Origin of the sequence: Pseudomonas gebzensis, from assembly GCF_034427815.1 — a bacterium.
GTDB lineage: Bacteria > Pseudomonadota > Gammaproteobacteria > Pseudomonadales > Pseudomonadaceae > Aquipseudomonas.
Genome location: NZ_JAXQNS010000010.1, coordinates 121,031 through 138,013, shown reverse-complemented (window position 1 = coordinate 138,013; position 16,983 = coordinate 121,031). Strand labels below are relative to the sequence as shown.

General features: G+C 63.4%; 17 protein-coding genes and 1 tRNA gene. 12 read left to right on the top strand and 6 right to left on the bottom strand.

Going from position 1 to position 16,983, the window contains the following annotated elements; genetic code table 11:
• The first annotated feature begins 21 nt into the window (after positions 1–21).
• The 4 genes from SJI00_RS18575 to SJI00_RS18560 are packed head-to-tail and all read left to right on the top strand — an operon-like array spanning position 22 to position 4,003.
• Entirely contained in the window at positions 22–990 is a 969-nt protein-coding gene (locus SJI00_RS18575) for a YbgA family protein (protein ID WP_322463195.1), read from the top strand.
• A complete protein-coding gene (locus tag SJI00_RS18570) occupies positions 980–1,852 on the top strand; it encodes a MerR family transcriptional regulator (protein WP_322463136.1) in 873 nt (290 codons plus the stop codon). Before SJI00_RS18575 ends, SJI00_RS18570 begins: the two co-directional genes overlap by 11 nt.
• Before the next feature lie 30 nt (positions 1,853–1,882).
• Positions 1,883–3,301: a deoxyribodipyrimidine photo-lyase gene (phrB, locus tag SJI00_RS18565; protein ID WP_322463135.1), complete on the top strand. Its 1,419-nt coding sequence runs from the start codon at positions 1,883–1,885 to the stop codon at positions 3,299–3,301.
• Between the two features lie 21 nt (positions 3,302–3,322).
• On the top strand, positions 3,323–4,003 hold the full coding sequence (locus tag SJI00_RS18560) for an SDR family NAD(P)-dependent oxidoreductase (RefSeq protein ID WP_322463134.1): 681 nt from the start codon (positions 3,323–3,325) through the stop codon (positions 4,001–4,003).
• A gap of 223 nt (positions 4,004–4,226) precedes the next feature.
• Here the strand turns inward: SJI00_RS18560 and murI are convergent, their stop codons facing one another.
• From murI to hemA, 5 genes are read right to left on the bottom strand one after another with little or no spacing between them, the layout of a single operon-like run.
• The gene (gene murI / locus SJI00_RS18555) at positions 4,227–5,024 is read right to left on the bottom strand and encodes a glutamate racemase (RefSeq protein ID WP_322463133.1); all 798 of its coding nucleotides are present in this window, start codon (positions 5,022–5,024) and stop codon (positions 4,227–4,229) included.
• A complete protein-coding gene (locus SJI00_RS18550) occupies positions 5,017–5,772 on the bottom strand; it encodes a molybdopterin-synthase adenylyltransferase MoeB (RefSeq protein WP_322463132.1) in 756 nt (251 codons plus the stop codon). Before SJI00_RS18550 ends, murI begins: the two co-directional genes overlap by 8 nt.
• Positions 5,766–6,596 (bottom strand): peptide chain release factor N(5)-glutamine methyltransferase, encoded by an 831-nt coding sequence (gene prmC / locus SJI00_RS18545; RefSeq protein ID WP_322463131.1) that lies wholly within the window; start codon positions 6,594–6,596, stop codon positions 5,766–5,768. The genes SJI00_RS18550 and prmC overlap by 7 nt, the downstream gene beginning before the upstream one ends.
• Positions 6,597–7,679 carry a peptide chain release factor 1 gene (prfA, locus tag SJI00_RS18540; protein WP_322463130.1) on the bottom strand — a complete coding sequence of 361 codons (1,083 nt, stop codon included), beginning with the start codon at positions 7,677–7,679 and terminating at the stop codon, positions 6,597–6,599.
• Positions 7,676–8,953 (bottom strand): glutamyl-tRNA reductase, encoded by a 1,278-nt coding sequence (gene hemA, locus SJI00_RS18535; protein ID WP_322463129.1) that lies wholly within the window; start codon positions 8,951–8,953, stop codon positions 7,676–7,678. The genes prfA and hemA overlap by 4 nt, the downstream gene beginning before the upstream one ends.
• A gap of 168 nt (positions 8,954–9,121) precedes the next feature.
• On the opposite strand from hemA, the gene SJI00_RS18530 reads away from it, so the two are divergent.
• From SJI00_RS18530 to ychF, 8 genes are all read left to right on the top strand, one after another.
• Entirely contained in the window at positions 9,122–10,849 is a 1,728-nt protein-coding gene (locus SJI00_RS18530; protein ID WP_322463128.1) for a tetratricopeptide repeat protein, read from the top strand.
• Positions 10,850–10,852: 3 nt separating this feature from the next.
• Positions 10,853–11,470, top strand: coding sequence for a lipoprotein insertase outer membrane protein LolB (gene lolB / locus SJI00_RS18525; RefSeq protein ID WP_322463127.1), 618 nt, complete (start codon positions 10,853–10,855; stop codon positions 11,468–11,470).
• A gap of 3 nt (positions 11,471–11,473) precedes the next feature.
• Positions 11,474–12,313 (top strand): 4-(cytidine 5'-diphospho)-2-C-methyl-D-erythritol kinase, encoded by an 840-nt coding sequence (gene ispE, locus SJI00_RS18520; protein ID WP_322463126.1) that lies wholly within the window; start codon positions 11,474–11,476, stop codon positions 12,311–12,313.
• 34 nt (positions 12,314–12,347) lie between these two features.
• Positions 12,348–12,422 (top strand) — tRNA-Gln (locus SJI00_RS18515).
• Between the two features lie 46 nt (positions 12,423–12,468).
• Positions 12,469–13,410 carry a ribose-phosphate pyrophosphokinase gene (locus SJI00_RS18510; protein ID WP_028696334.1) on the top strand — a complete coding sequence of 314 codons (942 nt, stop codon included), beginning with the start codon at positions 12,469–12,471 and terminating at the stop codon, positions 13,408–13,410.
• 123 nt (positions 13,411–13,533) lie between these two features.
• A complete protein-coding gene (locus SJI00_RS18505; RefSeq protein ID WP_322463125.1) occupies positions 13,534–14,136 on the top strand; it encodes a 50S ribosomal protein L25/general stress protein Ctc in 603 nt (200 codons plus the stop codon).
• Between the two features lie 76 nt (positions 14,137–14,212).
• Positions 14,213–14,797, top strand: coding sequence for an aminoacyl-tRNA hydrolase (pth, locus tag SJI00_RS18500; RefSeq protein WP_322463124.1), 585 nt, complete (start codon positions 14,213–14,215; stop codon positions 14,795–14,797).
• A 22-nt stretch (positions 14,798–14,819) separates the two neighbouring features.
• Positions 14,820–15,920 (top strand): redox-regulated ATPase YchF, encoded by a 1,101-nt coding sequence (gene ychF / locus SJI00_RS18495; RefSeq protein WP_322463123.1) that lies wholly within the window; start codon positions 14,820–14,822, stop codon positions 15,918–15,920.
• A gap of 251 nt (positions 15,921–16,171) precedes the next feature.
• On the opposite strand, the gene SJI00_RS18490 is transcribed toward ychF, so the two are convergent.
• A complete protein-coding gene (locus SJI00_RS18490) occupies positions 16,172–16,921 on the bottom strand; it encodes a phosphatase PAP2 family protein (RefSeq protein WP_322463122.1) in 750 nt (249 codons plus the stop codon).
• Positions 16,922–16,983 lie beyond the last annotated feature (62 nt).

The following is a 16,983-nucleotide window of genomic DNA, read 5'->3' as shown; positions in this document are numbered from 1 at the left end:
TACAAGAATTTGGAGGCTGCGATGACGGGTGTTTCTTCAACGGGCAAGTTCCGCATAGGGATCAGTGCCTGCCTGATCGGCGAAAACGTACGCTACAACGCCGGCCACAAATCCTCATCGCTGTGCCACGAACTGTTCGATGAAGACTTCGAATGGGTGTCGGTCTGCCCGGAAGTAGCCATCGGCCTGGGCATTCCGCGCGAACCCATTCGCCTGGTGGGTGACCCGAACCATCCGCAAGTGGTCGGCACCCGCGATGCAGCCAAAGACTTCTCCGCCCCCCTGCGTGAATACGGTAGCTACATGGCCGAGCACCTCGACGACATCTGCGGCTACGTGTTCATGCAGAAGTCTCCGTCGTGCGGTCTGGAGCGGGTCAAGGTGTACCAAAGCGCCGGCCGCCCGGCACTCAAAGAAGGGCGCGGCGCTTTCGCCGAGGCATTTACGGCCAAACGTCCCGATTTGCCCGTCGAAGAAGAAGGTCGCCTGCATGATCCGGTGCTGCGCGAAAACTTCATCAGCCGCGTCTATGCCTACATCGACTGGCAACAGCTGCTCGGCCAAGGCCTGAGCCGCGGCGCGCTGATCGCTTTTCACGCCCGCTACAAGTACCTGTTGATGGCGAACAACCCGCAGGCCTACCGCGAAATCGGCAAAATGCTCGGCACCCTCAAGCGCGACGACGACGCCAACGAGGTCGGTCCGCGCTACTTCAGTCAGTTGATGCAGGCCCTGCGCCGCTGTGCCAGCCGGGGCACTCACTGCAACGTGCTGCAGCACCTGTCCGGATACCTGCGTGACGCCCTGGACGTCGATGATCGTCAGGAGCTGCAACAGATCATCGAGCAGTACCACAGTGGCAGCGTGCCGTTGGTGGTGCCCCTGACGCTGTTCAAGCATCACCTGCGCAATCACCCGGACCCGTACCTGATGCAACAGGCCTATCTGCACCCTCACCCCTCCAAGCTAGGGCTGCGCAATGCTCTCTGAAGACCTCATTCCGATTCGGGACGTGGCGCGCTTGACCGGAGTCAACCCCGTGACCTTGCGCGCCTGGGAGCGACGTCATGCCCTGCTGGTGCCACACCGCACGGCCAAAGGTCACCGCTTGTATTCACCCGCCCAGGTGCAGCGCGTTCAGGACATCTTGCACTGGCTGGCGCGAGGCGCTTCGGTAGGGCAAGTGCGCGAGCTGCTCGATCGTCAGCCGACCGTGGCACCGCAGGGGGACTGGCAGATTCGCTGCCAGCAGCTGTCGGACGCCATCACTCAGCTGTCGGCGCGCAGCCTGGATCACCACCTGAATCAGGTCATGGCGCTGTACCCCTCCATGACCCTGTGCGAGCACCTGCTGCTGCCGCTGCTGGCACAGCTGGCCGAACGCTGGCGCAATCAGTTCAATGCTCGACTCGAACAGGCCTTTTTCCATGCCTGGCTGCGCAGCAAGCTGGGCGCGCGGGTGTATCACGACAATCAGTCACTCGACGGCCAGCCTGTGCTGATCGTGCAGGAAGACGACGCCGCCTTCAGCGCTGATGTGTGGTTGTGCGCCTGGCTGCTGAGCAGCAACGGCCAGCCCGTCGTGGTTCTGGAACAATCGATCGGCCTGGCTCAACTGCGCCACGCCGTTACCCAGCTGCGGCCCAGCGCCGTGGTGCTGTGCATCGGCGCGCAGTTTGAACGCGCCAGCCTGTTCAAGGCCTTGCATGACGTCGAGGTACCGGTGCTGCTGGGCGGGCTGGCGGTGAGCATCCACGATGCCGAGCTGCTTGCGCTGGGCGTTGCCGACCTGCACCTGTTCAACAGTGCGCCCGAGGCCTTGCGCCAATTCCAACGCCTGCGCGCCACTTGAGCGCCATGCATCCATGACCGGGGACTCTTCATGCAATTGATCTGGCTGCGCAGCGACTTGCGCATCACCGACAACACCGCGCTGGCAGCGGCCTGCGAACGCGGCCCGACGGTCGCGCTGTGGATCGCCAGCCCAGGGCAATGGCAACAGCACGACGACGCACCGTGCAAGGTCGACTTCTGGCTGCGCAATGTGCACGCGCTGCGCCAACAGCTCGACGCGCTGAACATTCCTTTGCTGATCGGCACCACCGACACCTGGGCCCAGGTCCCGCAGGCCGTGCTGCGGTTGTGCCAGGAGCACTCGATCGAGGCAGTGCACTGGAACGATGAGTACGGCGTCAACGAGCAGCGTCGTGATGCGGGCGTACGCGAAGTGCTCGAACATGCCGGCATCGGGGTGACCAGCCACCTCGACCAACTGCTGTTCAAGCCCGGCACCATCCTGACCCGCAGCGGTGGTTATTTCCAGGTGTTCAGCCAGTTCAAGAAGGTCTGCCTGGAGCGCCTGCAGGTCGGTGCGCCGACAAGCGCCGCACGCCTGAAGGCGCAGAAACCACTGCCGATCAAGAGTGATTCGGTTCCCCACCAGCTCGAAGGTTTCGAAACGCCCAGCAAGGCCTTGCAAGCCCTCTGGCCTGCGGGTGAAGCCGAGGCCCACGCACGCTTGCAACGGTTCGTCGACGAGGCCATCGAAGACTACGATATTGCCCGTGACCTCCCAGCCCGGCCTGGCACCAGTCAGTTGTCTGCCTATCTGGCCGCCGGCGTGATCTCCCCAAGGCAGTGCCTGCATGCCGCCCTGGCGGGTAACCAGGGCGAGCTCGACAGCGGCAACCGCGGGATCCAGACCTGGATCAGCGAGCTGATCTGGCGCGAGTTCTACAAGCATATCCTGGTGGGCTACCCGCAGGTCTCGATGCACCGCGCGTTCCGCCAGCACACCGAAGCCCTGCCGTGGCGCAAGGCGCCTGCGGAACTCAGCGCCTGGCAGGAGGGCCGCACCGGTTTTCCGCTGATCGATGCGGCGATGCGACAACTGCTGGAAACCGGCTGGATGCACAATCGCCTGCGCATGGTAGTGGCGATGTTCCTCAGCAAGAACCTGCTGATCGACTGGCGCGAAGGCGAGCGGCACTTCATGCGCCATCTGATCGATGGCGACCTGTCGGCAAACAACGGCGGGTGGCAATGGAGCGCGTCTACCGGCACAGATTCGGTGCCCTACTTCCGCATCTTCAATCCCGTCACGCAGTCCAGGCGTTTCGACCCGCAAGGTCGCTTCATTGCCCATTGGCTGCCAGAGCTGGAGCACCTGGACAGCAAGACCATCCACTTCCCGGTGAAATCGGCAGGTCACTCTGCTAAAAGTAGCTACACACAACCCATCGTGAGTCTTGATAGCAGTCGTCAGCGTGCCTTGGAGGCGTTCAAGAACCTCCCCCGCTGACAAAAGCCAGGGGGCCGGATCGTGAACACTGCTCACCGTTTCTGGGTAACGGCCAGTACCAATGGGTTAGGTGCGGCCTTGGTAGAGCAACTGGTGCACCAGCAGGCCTGCGTGGCCGCCAGCGGTCGCGACAACTTGCAGTTCCATGCCATGGCCAGGCGCCATGGCCGCCGTCTGCTGGCGCTGTCGGGCACGCCGGATCAGCAGGCGGCTGGGCTACGGCAGGAATGGGGCGTGCTGGACACGCTCATCGTCAATGCCGGTACCTGTGACTATTTGCCTGCCGACATCGCTGACAGCCAGATCCTCCACGCGCTGATCACCACCAATGTTCAGGCGCTCGAGCGCTACCTGGAGGCGGCCATGCCCCTGCTGCTCAAAGCCCCACGGCCGCAGGTGGTGGTGATCCTCAACCTGTACACTGCCTGCAAACTGTCTGAGCCCTGCCTTCCCGCCAGCCCTGCCAGCAGCCTGCCCGAGCGGCTGCGTGAGCGGCGCGCCACACTCCGAACGGCCGGCATTGATTTAACCATCGTGACCCCGCACAGCCAGCATGCCCCTTGGAACACCCAGCGCATTCCGGAGCACTGGACGGCTCAGACGGCGGCGGCCGAAATCTTGTCGAAGGTGCCCGAGCGCAGGGAGGAACTGGTGCTGGAGGCCTTGGGCCTCAGGACACTCTGGCCATTGAAGTCAGTCTGACCCAGTCGGTCTGACCGCGTCAGGCAGACCGCGTCAGCCCAATTGAACCAGCCTTCGACCAAGCCACGCTGGAACGATGCGCTCTGGACACGCCAGTACGCTCCCCGCTCTCTCTGCATAGCGCCATCGACTCGTGCAGTGAGCGGCCCACCAGCCAATGGGAAGTATTCGATGATCGCCGCTAGCGCCACGGGCCAGGCAGACACCGCAGCGCCCCGCCGTGTTACAGCGGCAGGCGCTGCACGCAGTCGGCCTTACCCCATAGCAAAGGCAGAATACGGAGTAAGGCGTGGGGGTCGGCACTGGTCCAGAACGCGGTTTCCCGGGCCGGGCCGTCTGCCAGCAGCGCGCGCTCGTGCAGCAGCCGTTGCAGCTGTCGCGCCACGGCCGCGCCGGTATCGATAATGGCCACCTCACCCGGCACCAGCGTGGCCAACAAGGGGCGCAGGAAGGGATAATGCGTGCAGCCGAGGATCAGCGTGTCGCAGCCCGCAGCCAACAGCGGTTCGACGAAACCCGCGAGCAACTGGCGCAAGCGTGGGCTGTGCAAGTCACCTGACTCGATGCATTCCACCAGCCCCGGGCACGGCTGCGTGACGACCCGAACATCACCGGCGAAGCGGTCGAGCAACGCCGCAAACTTGGCGCTTTGCAGGGTGCCGGTGGTGGCCAGCACCCCCACCACCCCCGAGCGCGTTGCCGCTGCGGCAGGTTTCACGGCAGGTTCCATGCCCACCAGCGGCCAGTCCGGGTACAGGCTGCGCAAGTCAGCGACCGCCGCCACGGTGGCGGTATTGCACGCCAATACCATGGCCTTGGCACCCTGCTCGCGGAAAAAACCCGCGATGTGCCGGCAGCGTTGACGAATGTAGTCCGCCGACTTTTCGCCGTAGGGCACGTGCCCGCAGTCGGCAACATAGAGCAGGGATTCGTGCGGTAGCCGTTGCTGGATTTCGCGCAGCACCGACAGGCCACCCACCCCCGAATCCATCACGCCCACCGGCGCTGCGCGCTCAGCCATGGCGCTCGGCGCAGACCGTACAGGCCGGATCGCGCTTGACCCGCAGTTCGCGCATGCGCGTGGTCAGGGCATCGATCAGCAGCAGCCGCCCGACCAGAGGCTCACCGAACCCGGCCAGCAGCTTCAACGTCTCCAACGCTTGCAGGCTGCCGACCAGCCCCACCAGCGGCCCCAGCACGCCGGCTTCGCTGCAGGTCAGTTCGGCTTCGCTGCCATGCCCATACAGGCAGTGATAGCAGGGGCTGTCGGGACGACGGGTGTCGAACACCGACAACTGCCCTTCCAGACGAATCGCCGCCCCGCTCACCAGCGGCTTGCCGGCGGCCACACAGGCGGCATTGACCGCCTCGCGGGTGGTGAAATTGTCGGAGCAGTCGAGCACCACGTCGACGTCGGCGACCGCTACCGCCAAGCGCTCGGCATCGAGCGCCTGGCGGTGGGCGACCAGCCGCACTTCGGGGTTGAGGGCCTGCAAGCGTTGCCACGCCGAATCGACCTTGCTTTGGCCGACGCTGGCGCTGTCGTGCAGCACCTGGCGTTGCAGGTTGGTCAAATCGACGCTGTCGAAGTCTGCCAGGTGCAGCTCACCGACACCGGCCGCGGCCAGGTAAAGCGCAGCCGGGGAACCCAGCCCCCCCAGCCCGACCAACAGCGCCTTGCTCTGCTTGAGGCGCAACTGACCGGCGATGTCGACCTGTGACAGCAGGACCTGCCGGCTGTAGCGCAGCAGCTCCTGGTCGCTCAGCATGGCAGCCGCCCCAGGGACACCCGTGGCTGGCCGCCCAGATCGACCCGATTTTCCACCTCGACGAAACCCTGCTCGCTGAGCAAGGCGCATACCGCGGCGGCCTGATCGTAACCGTGTTCGAGCATCAGCCAGCCGCCCGGCAGCAGGTGCTGCGGGGCCTGCTCGATGATCTGGCGCAGGTCGCTGAGGCCGTCACGTCCGGCCACCAAAGCACTGCTGGGCTCGAAACGCACGTCACCGCGTACCAGGTGCGGGTCGTGTTCGCAGATGTAAGGGGGATTACTGAGAATCATGGCGAAGTGTTGGTCGGCCAACTGGTCGAACCAATGGCTGGCAAGCACCTGCACATTGTCCAGGCGCAAACGCTGACGGTTGCGCTCGGCCAAGGCCACGGCGGCCTCGACACGGTCCACGGCGGTCAGTTGCCAGACCGGCCGTTCGCTGGCCAGGGCCAGGGCAATGGCCCCGGTGCCGGTGCCCAGGTCGAGTACCTTGGCAGGGGTGGCGGGCAGCAGGGCCAGCGCGGCTTCTACCAGCAGCTCGGTTTCAGGCCGGGGAATCAGTGTGTCGGGCGCAACCTCCAGGTCCAGGGTCCAGAAACCCTGCTGGCCGAGGATGTACGCCACCGGCTCCCCGCCACGACGGCGTTGCAGGTAGTGCTCGAACCGTTGCGCGGCGTCGCGCTCGACGATCCGCTCGGGCCAGGTGCGCAAGTAACTGCGCGAACGGCCCAGGGCGGCTGCGAGCAGTAGCTCGGCGTCCAGCTGCGCGGTGGGCGAATCGGTCAACTGCGCGCTGCGCAGCAAGCTGGCGATGATGGTCATTCAGTCCCCCAGCGCGGCCAGTTGGTCGGCCTGGTATTCGCTGAGCAGCGGTTCGATCACCGCCTCCACGCCACCGGCCAGCACTTCGTCCAGCGAGTACAGGGTGAGGTTGATGCGGTGGTCGGTCACCCGCCCTTGCGGATAGTTGTAGGTGCGGATGCGCTCGGAGCGGTCACCCGAGCCCACCAGCAGCTTGCGCTCACTGGCAATGGCGTTCTGCGCGGCGCTGGTCTGGATGTCGTTGAGCTTGGCCGACAGCCACGACATGGCGCGAGCGCGGTTCTTGTGCTGGGAACGCTCTTCCTGGCACTCGACCACGATGCCGGTGGGCAAGTGGGTGATGCGAATCGCCGAGTCGGTCTTGTTGATGTGCTGCCCCCCCGCGCCCGAGGCGCGGTAGGTGTCCACGCGCAGGTCGGCCGGATTGATTTCGATCGCCACTTGCTCGTCGGGCTCAGGCAGCACGGCCACGGTGCAGGCCGAGGTGTGGATGCGCCCCTGGCTCTCGGTTTCCGGCACGCGCTGCACGCGGTGGGCGCCGGACTCGAACTTGAGCTTGGCGTAGACGCTGTCGCCCTCGACCCGGGCAATGATTTCCTTGTAGCCGCCGTGCTCGCCTTCGTTTTCGGAAAGCACCTCGACCCGCCAGCCGCGTTTCTCGGCATAGCGGGCGTACATGCGGAACAGATCGCCGGAGAAGATCGCCGCCTCGTCGCCACCGGTGCCGGCGCGGATTTCGAGAAACACGTTGCGGTTGTCGTTGGGGTCCTTGGGCAGCAACATGCGCTGCAGCTGCGACTCGATCTCGACCAGGCGCTCCCGGGCCTCGCGGACTTCCTCCACGGCCATCTCGCGCAGGTCAGGGTCACTGTCCTTGAGCAGCGCCTGGGCGCCTTCAAGATCGGCCTGGACCTTGCGCCAGGCCTGATAGACCGCGTTCACCGGCTCGACTTCGGCGTATTCGCGCGAGTACGTGCGAAAACGCGTCTGATCGGCGATGACTTCGCCATCGCCCAGCAACGCGGTGAGTTCTTCGAAGCGGTCCTGGAGCGTGTCCAGTTTGTTCAGCAGCGACGCTTTCATTGCGGGGTTTTGTCCGTGGAGCCCTCGTTGAGGGCGAAGAGTTCCTGGGCCATGGCCAACGCATCGACGCGGCCTTCGGCAGAGAGCTTTTTCAGTTGCACGCTGGGGGCATGCAGGAGTTTGTTGGTCAGGCCGCGGGCCAGCTGCGCGAGCACCTCTTGCGGGTTGCCGCCGTTGGCCAGCAGGCGCTGCGCCTTCTGCAGCTCGTCGTCACGCAGGCGCTCGCTTTGCTGGCGGTAGGCGCGCAGCACATCGACTGCCGCCAGTTCGCGCAGGCGCACCATGAAGTCGTCGGCGCCCACGGCCACCAGTTCTTCGGCGGCATGTGCCGCGCCCTGGCGGCTCTTGAGGTTTTCGGCAACCACATCGTGCAGGTCATCGACGGTATAGAGGTACACATCGTCGAGCTCGCCCACTTCCGGCTCGATGTCGCGCGGCACGGCGATGTCGACCATGAAGATCGGCTTGTGCCGGCGCAGCTTCAGCGCACTTTCCACTGCGCCCTTGCCCAGAATCGGCAACTGGCTGGCGGTGGAACTGATGACGATGTCGCTGTTGGCCAGCTCCTGCGGGATGTCGGCCAGCAGCACCGCATGCGCGCCGAACTGCTCGGCCAGCAGGCTGGCGCGCTCCAGGGTGCGGTTGGCCACCACGATGCGCCGCACGCCCTGCTCATGCAGGTGGCGGGCGACCAGGGTGATGGTTTCACCGGCACCGATCAGCAGGGCCTGGCTGCGCCCCAGATCACTGAAGATCTGCCGCGCCAGGCTGACGGCGGCGAAGGCCACCGACACCGGGTTTTCGCCAATGGCCGTGTCGGTGCGCACCTGCTTGGCGGCGCTGAACGTGGCCTGGAACAGCCGGCCCAGCAGCGGGCCGACGGTGCCGGCTTCACGCGCAACGGCGTAGGCGGATTTCATCTGGCCGAGGATCTGCGGCTCGCCAAGCACCAGCGAGTCGAGCCCGGAGGCGACGCGCATCATGTGTTTGACGGCAGCGTGTTCTTCATGGACATAGGCGCAGGCGCGCAGCTCGGCGAGGCTCAGGCGGTGATAGTCGGCCAGCCATTGCAGCACCTGATCGACCGAAAGCACGTCTTGCTCTATATAAAGCTCACTGCGGTTACAGGTCGAGAGGATCGCCGCTTCGCGGCTTGGGGTCAGGCGACAGAGCTGCTGCAAGGCATCGACCAGTTGCTCGGGCGTGAACGCCACGCGCTCGCGGACGTCGACCGAGGCAGTCTTGTGATTGATCCCGAGTGCAAGAAAGGCCATGCGAGGTCGCTGATTGTGACGAGAAGCCGATAATTGTCCTACTTCACAGGATTCAGAACAACCACCGTTCGCTATTGTCCCTATAAACCAAGACCATCGTTGGTGGGTTTGCCACAACGCTTGTGTCATCATCTGCAGACCGCCGGTTAGCCCTCTAAAGCCTCATTTATGAACAGACGCTACGCATTGCTGCTTGCCCTCGCCCTGCTTCAGGGCTGCCAGAGCCTGGCTCCGCATTCCACCGAGCACAGCGCGCCGGCCGAGGACACTGCCCAACAGACACCGGCCGAGCCGGTGGTCTACGGGTCATTCAAGCCCGATACGCTGTACAGCCTGCTGGTGGCTGAATTGGCCGGCCAGCGCAATCGTTTTGACATCGCCCTGGCCAACTACGTCGACCAGGCCGAAAAAACCCAGGATTCGGCCGTTTCCGAGCGCGCTTATCGCATTGCCGAATACCTCGGCGCCGATGAGCCGGCACTGGACACCGCGCTGCTCTGGGCGCGCAACGATGCCGACAACCTCGAAGCACAGCGCGCTGCGGCCATTCAACTGGCCCGCGCCGGGCGCTACGACGAGTCGATGGCCTACATGGAAAAAGTCCTGCAGGCCAAGGGCGACACTCACTTCGATTTCCTTGCCCTGTCGGCGGCCGAAACCGACCAGAGCACGCGTGACGGCCTGCTGCAAAGCTTCGATCGCCTGTCGGCCAAGCATCCGGCCAATGGTCAGCTGATTTTCGGCAAGGCCCTGCTGCTCAACCAGGATGGCAAGACCCAGGAAGCGCTGGAGCTGCTCGAATCGCACCCTGTACAAGACGGTGAAGTCGCGCCGATCCTGTTGCGCGCGCGCCTGCTGCAGACCCTCGATCGGGGTGAGGAAGCCCTGCCGCTATTGCGCAGCGCCATTGCCGACAACCCTGACGACAAGCGCCTGCGCCTGACCTACGCCCGCACCCTGGTCGAGCTCGATCGCATCAAGGACGCCAAAGCCGAGTTCATCAGCCTGGTACAGCAGTACCCCGAGGACGACGACCTGCGCTACTCGCTGGCGCTGGTCAGCCTGGAAAATCAGGACCTCGACGAAGCCGAGGGTTACCTGCAGGAACTGGTCGAGCGCGACGCCAACGCCGATGCCGCGCACCTCAACCTGGGTCGCATCCGCGAGCAACGCAACGACCCCGAGGCTGCGCTGCGCGAATACGCGCTGGTCGGGCCAGGGCCGGACTACCTCGCCGCACAACTGCGCCAGGCCGATATCCTGATTGCCAACGGCCGCGCCCGCGAAGGCTCGCGCCTGCTCGCCGAAGCGCGTGAAGCGCAGCCCGACTACGCCATCCAGCTCTACCTGATCGAGGCTGAGAGCTACAGCAACAACGACAAGACCGCCCAGGCCGACCAGGTGCTGCAGCAGGCCATCCAGCGCTACCCCGACGACCTCAACCTGCTCTACAGCCGCGCCATGCTCGCGGAAAAACGCAATGACCTGGCGCAGATGGAAAAAGACCTGCGCACCATCCTCACCCGCGAGCCGGAAAACGCCATGGCGCTGAATGCGCTGGGCTACACCCTGGCCGACCGCACCACACGCTACGACGAGGCCAAGCGGCTGATCGAGAAAGCCCTGAGCATCACCCCTGACGACCCGGCAGTGCTCGACAGCCTGGGCTGGGTCAACTATCGCATGGGCAATCTCGACGAGGCCGAGCGTGCGTTGCGCAAGGCCTTCGAGCGCTTGTCCGACGCTGAAGTCGCCGCACACCTGGGTGAAGTGCTCTGGGCCAACGGCAAGCGCCGCGACGCCCGTCAGGTCTGGGCCAAGGGCCTGGACATCCAATCCGACAGCACCGTCCTGCGCCAGACCATCCTGCGCATGACCGGCTCCGAGGCTCTCTAAGACATGTTTTTGCGCCACTGCATCACCTTCAGCCTGCTCGCCGTACTGGCTGGCTGCGCCGGTTTCGGCTCCCACGAAGCCCTTCAGGGCCAAGGCAACCCCACGCAATGGCGCGAGCACAAGGCGCAACTGACCGCGCTGGACGGCTGGCAGATCAACGGCAAGGTCGGTATCCGCGCGCCGCAGGACTCGGGCAGCGGCACGCTGTTCTGGCTGCAGCGCCAGGATTACTACGATATCCGCCTGTCCGGCCCACTGGGTCGGGGTGCTGCACGGCTTACCGGCCGCCCTGGGGCGGTGGTGCTGGAAGTGGCCAACCAGGGCCGCTATGAGGCCCCGACCCCCGAAGCGTTGCTGGAAGAACAGCTGGGCTGGCGTTTGCCCGTCTCGCATCTGGTCTGGTGGGTTCGCGGCCTGCCCGCACCCGACAGCAAGAGCCAGCTCACCCTCGATGGCGACAGCCGCCTGGCCAGCCTCGCCCAGGATGGCTGGAAGGTCGAATACCTGAGCTACACCGAGCAGAACGGCTACTGGCTGCCCGAGCGCATCAAGCTGCATGGCGAAAAGATCGACGTGACCCTGGTGATCAAGGACTGGCAACCGCGCCAGCTGGGCCGCTGAACCATGCTGACCCTGCCCGCCCCGGCCAAGTTGAACCTGTGGCTGCACATCCTGGGTCGACGCGATGACGGCTACCACCTGCTGGAAACGGTATTCCAGTTTCTCGACCACGCTGACGAGCTGCGTTTCGCGTTGCGCGAAGACGGGCAGATCCGCCTGCACCACAGCCTCGCGTCGGTGCCTCACGACAGCAACCTGATCGTTCGCGCCGCCCGGCAACTGCAGCAGCAGTCGGGCTGCAGGCTGGGCGCCGACATCTGGCTCGACAAGGTGCTGCCCATGGGCGGCGGCATTGGCGGCGGCAGTTCCGATGCCGCCACCACCCTGCTGGGGCTCGATCATCTCTGGCAACTGGGCTGGAGCCCTGACCGGCTGGCCACGCTGGGCCTGGCACTGGGTGCGGATGTTCCGGTGTTCGTGCGCGGTCACGCCGCCTTCGCACAAGGGGTGGGCGAACAGCTCACGCCTGTCGATCCCGTCGAGCCCTGGTATGTGGTGCTGGTGCCGCAAGTGTCTGTCAGCACAGCAGAAATTTTTTCACATCCAGAGTTGACACGGGATTCCCTCCCCCTTAAGATGCGCCCCGTTCCCGAGGGAAACAGTCGTAATGACTGCCAGCCGGTGGTAGAGCAACGTTATCCAGAAGTTCGCAATTCGCTGATTTCATTGGGTAAATACACGGAAGCTCGATTAACCGGTACTGGAAGTTGCGTGTTTGGGGCCTTCCCAAGCAAAGCCGAAGCTGATAAAGTTCTGGCCCTTCTTTCAGAGACCCAAACAGGGTTTGTCGCTAAAGGTTGCAACACTTCAATGTTGCATCGGAAGCTGCAAAGTCTGCTCTAGAAGTCGAATACAGCGTATTCGCAGCAACAGATACAGGGGCGTCGCCAAGCGGTAAGGCAGCAGGTTTTGATCCTGCCATGCGTTGGTTCGAATCCAGCCGCCCCTGCCATTTTCCTATTCTCATCCAGGTTACCCTCAGCCTTCAGGTACTGCGCGTGTCCAAGATGATGGTCTTCACGGGGAATGCCAACCCCGATCTGGCTCGGCGTGTCGTACGTCAGCTGCATATTCCACTGGGTGATGTTTCTGTCGGCAAGTTCTCCGACGGCGAGATCAGCACTGAGATCAATGAAAACGTTCGCGGTAAAGACGTCTTCATCATCCAGCCCACGTGCGCTCCAACCAATGACAACCTGATGGAACTGGTCGTGATGGCAGATGCCTTCCGCCGCTCCTCAGCGTCTCGAATCACCGCCGTGATTCCCTACTTCGGATACGCCCGCCAAGATCGCCGTCCGCGTTCGGCACGTGTAGCCATCAGCGCCAAAGTCGTCGCTGACATGCTCACTGTCGTCGGTATCGACCGTGTACTCACCGTCGACCTGCACGCTGACCAGATCCAAGGCTTCTTCGATATTCCCGTCGACAACATCTACGGCTCGCCCGTACTGGTCGATGACATCGAAGACCAGCGTTTCGACAACCTGATGATCGTTTCCCCAGACATTGGTGGCGTCGTGCGTGCACGTGCCGTGGCCAAGTCACTGGGCGTCGATCTCGGGATCATCGACAAACGCCGTGAAAAGGCCAATCACTCCGAAGTGATGCACATCATCGGCGACGTCGAGGGGCGCACCTGCATCCTGGTAGACGACATGGTCGACACCGCCGGCACCTTGTGCCATGCGGCCAAGGCCCTGAAAGAACACGGCGCTGCCAAGGTCTATGCCTACTGCACGCACCCTGTGCTTTCCGGCCGCGCGATCGAGAACATCGAGAAGTCGGTCCTGGACGAACTGGTGGTGACCAACACCATCCCGCTGTCCGCCGCTGCTCAAGCCTGTGACCGTATCCGCCAACTGGATATCGCACCGGTAGTTGCCGAAGCGGTTCGCCGCATCAGCAACGAAGAATCGATCAGTGCGATGTTCCGCTAAGCGGAACCCGCCCTGACGAAAAGCGCCCCGCCCCAACCTCTTGTTGGGGCGGGGCTTTTTTGCCCACCCCGTTTGGCGCTGGTCGCAAACGCCTTCGGGAGCTGGCTATTTTGGAGATATACCATGACTGATTTCATCCTGAACGCCCAAAAGCGTACTGACCTGGGGAAAGGTGCGAGCCGCCGCCTGCGTCATTCGCAAAGCATCCCTGCCGTTGTCTACGGTGGTAACAAAGAAGCTGAATCCTTGACCATCGTGTTGAAGGAAATCGCCAAGCTGTTCGAAAACGAAGCTGCTTTCAGCCACGTCATCGAGCTGAACGTCGACGGCACCAAGCAAAACGTCATCGTCAAGGCCATGCAGCGTCACCCGGTCAAGCAGTTCATCATGCACGCCGACTTCATTCGTGTCGTTGCTGGCCAGAAACTGACTGCCAAGGTTCCGGTTCACTTCGTCAACGAAGAAACCACCGTCAAGAACGGCGGCGAGATCTCCCACACCGAAACCGAGATCGAAGTGTCCTGCGAAGCCAAGGACCTGCCTGAGTTCATCGAAGTTGACCTCAATGGCGCTGAAGTCGGCACCATCATTCACCTGTCCGACCTCAAGGCTCCGAAAGGCGTCGAGTTCGTGGCCCTGGCCCACGGCGACGACAAAGCCGTTGCCAACGTTCACGCACCGCGCGTCGTTGCTGAAGAAGAAGGTGAAGAAGGCGCTGCCGAGTAATCACTCGCACGCCGGTGTAGGTCAGGGTACAGTGCCGCGCACTGTAACCTGACTGCCCCAAGGAAGAGCCCCTGACGTGACCGCCATCCAGTTGATCGTTGGCCTGGGAAATCCCGGCCCCGAATACGAACAGACCCGGCATAACGCAGGGGCTCTTTTCGTTGAACGCATTGCCAGCGCCCAGCGTGTTTCACTCAGCGCTGACCGCAAGTATTTCGGCCTGACGGCAAAATTCAGCCATCAGGGCCGCGACGTTCGTTTGCTGATCCCCACCACCTACATGAATCGCAGCGGCCAGTCCGTCGCGGCTCTGGCCAATTTCTTCCGCATTACGCCGCAAGAAATCCTGGTGGCCCACGACGAACTCGACCTGCCCCCCGGCGTCGCCAAGCTCAAGCGAGGCGGCGGCCATGGCGGGCACAACGGGCTGCGCGACATCATCGCGCAACTCGGCAACCAGAACGATTTCCACCGCCTGCGGCTTGGCATTGGCCACCCGGGCGACGCCAAGCTGGTATCGAACTTCGTGCTGGGCCGCGCACCGCGCGCCGAACAGGACAAGCTAGACACCAGTATCGATTACGCCCTCGGCGTGCTGCCAGATGTCCTCGCTGGCGACTTCGCCAAGGCGATGCGCGAGCTGCACGGCCAGAAGGCCTGACTTCCTAGAGAGGGGAATTCACATGGGTTTCAATTGCGGCATCGTCGGTCTGCCCAACGTTGGCAAGTCCACCCTGTTCAACGCGCTGACCAAATCGGGCATCGCCGCTGAGAACTTCCCCTTCTGCACCATCGAGCCCAACAGCGGCATCGTGCCGATGCCCGACGCTCGTCTGGCAGCGCTGGCCGAGATCGTCAAGCCCAACCGCATCCTGCCGACCACCATGGAATTCGTCGACATCGCCGGCCTGGTGGCGGGCGCGTCGAAAGGTGAAGGCCTGGGCAACAAGTTCCTGGCCAACATCCGCGAAACCGATGCCATCGCCCACGTGGTGCGCTGCTTTGAAGACGAGAACGTGATCCACGTCTCCAACAGCGTCGACCCCAAGCGCGACATCGAGATCATCGACCTGGAACTGATCTTCGCCGACCTCGACAGCTGCGAGAAGCAACTGCAGAAAGTCACCCGCAACGCCAAGGGCGGTGACAAGGACGCCTTGGCGCAGAAAGCCATCCTGGAACAACTCATCCCCCACTTCACCGAAGGCAAGCCTGCGCGCAGCCTGATGAAGAACATGGGCGCCGACGAGAAAGCCCAGATTCACGGCTTCCACCTGCTGACCAGCAAGCCGGTGATGTACATCGCCAACGTCGCCGAAGACGGCTTCGACAACAACCCGCACCTTGATGTGGTGCGCGCCATCGCCGAAGAAGAAGGCGCGGTCGTGGTGCCGGTGTGCAACAAGATCGAAGCCGAAATCGCCGAGCTCGATGACGGCGAAGAAAAAGACATGTTCCTCGAGGCCCTGGGCCTTGAAGAACCCGGCCTGAACCGCGTGATCCGCGCCGGTTACGAGCTGCTCAACCTGCAGACCTACTTCACCGCCGGCGTGCAGGAAGTCCGTGCCTGGACCGTGCGCATCGGCGCCACCGGCCCACAAGCGGCTGGCGTGATCCATACCGACTTCGAAAAGGGCTTCATCCGCGCCGAAGTCGTGGCCTACGACGACTTCATCCAGTTCAAGGGTGAAAGCGGCGCGAAGGAAGCGGGCAAATGGCGCTTGGAAGGCAAGGACTACATCGTCAAGGACGGTGACGTGATGCACTTCCGCTTCAACGTCTAAGCGGCTGCGCGCAGCACCACGGCAAAGCCCCCCATCGGGGTCATGCCAGTCAGTTAACGTAAGAGCGAGCTTGCTCGCGAAGCACTCAGGGCCAGCGCGCTTATCGAGCATGAACGCGTTGCCTAGGCGCGCTTCGCGAGCAAGAACTGGGCTTTCCTTCGCTTCTACCGTGAATCGTTAACTGACTGGTATGACCCCGATGGGGGGCTTTGTTGTTTCCGAGCGCAAAACATCCTTGCCGCGAGGATCTTTCAGCTACCGATGCGCACCGCCCCGCGCAAGCCCTTCCCCCTCGCTCGCTCACCTGCGGGTCGATACACCAGCCCCCGGTAACACAGCACGCAGATCATCCAGTCGATCAACAGCGTCCACAGATTGTGCGAGAGGAAATGCGCCCCTTGGGCCATGCGCCCCAGTGACAACACCGCACCCAAGCTCAGCGCCAGCACCAGCGCCACCTGCGCGGCCCTCGGACGCCGATCACGCAACGCGAAGAACAGCGCCAGCAGCGAGAAACCGGTGGAGGCGTGCCCGCCTGGCCAGCACAGGCCGGGTTTGAGGGTTTCGGCGCGATGGGCGAGTAATGGCGTGTAGGTTTCGCTGCCGCCGAATTCGCTCAGGCTCCATGGGCAGTGCACGCCCGTGGCGATCTTCAGCGGCATCACCACCGAGGTGGTCAGGCTCAAGGCCAGCACCACATAGCCCAAGACTCTGCGCCACGGGCGCAGCGGTGCATAGAACCAACTGGCCACAAAGGCCACCAACAGCAGCACCGCCAGCACGATCACCGCCTGCTTGACGCGGTCATGCAGGATGTTTTCCAGCCAGTAGCTGTTGCGGCCAATGAAACCTGTACCGGGCTGGTAGAACAGATGGGCCAGTTGGAAGTCGATGTGGGTCATGTCGAACAACAGCATCAACCCCATCAGCAACAGAGGAATGCCCAGCGCCAGGCGGAAATTGAACGGCCGCGAGGCAGTGGACGAAAGCGCGATAGCCATGCAGAAACTCCGCTAATAAAGGAAATGACACAGCGCTCAGCGAAAGGCGTCGGCTGCCGTCG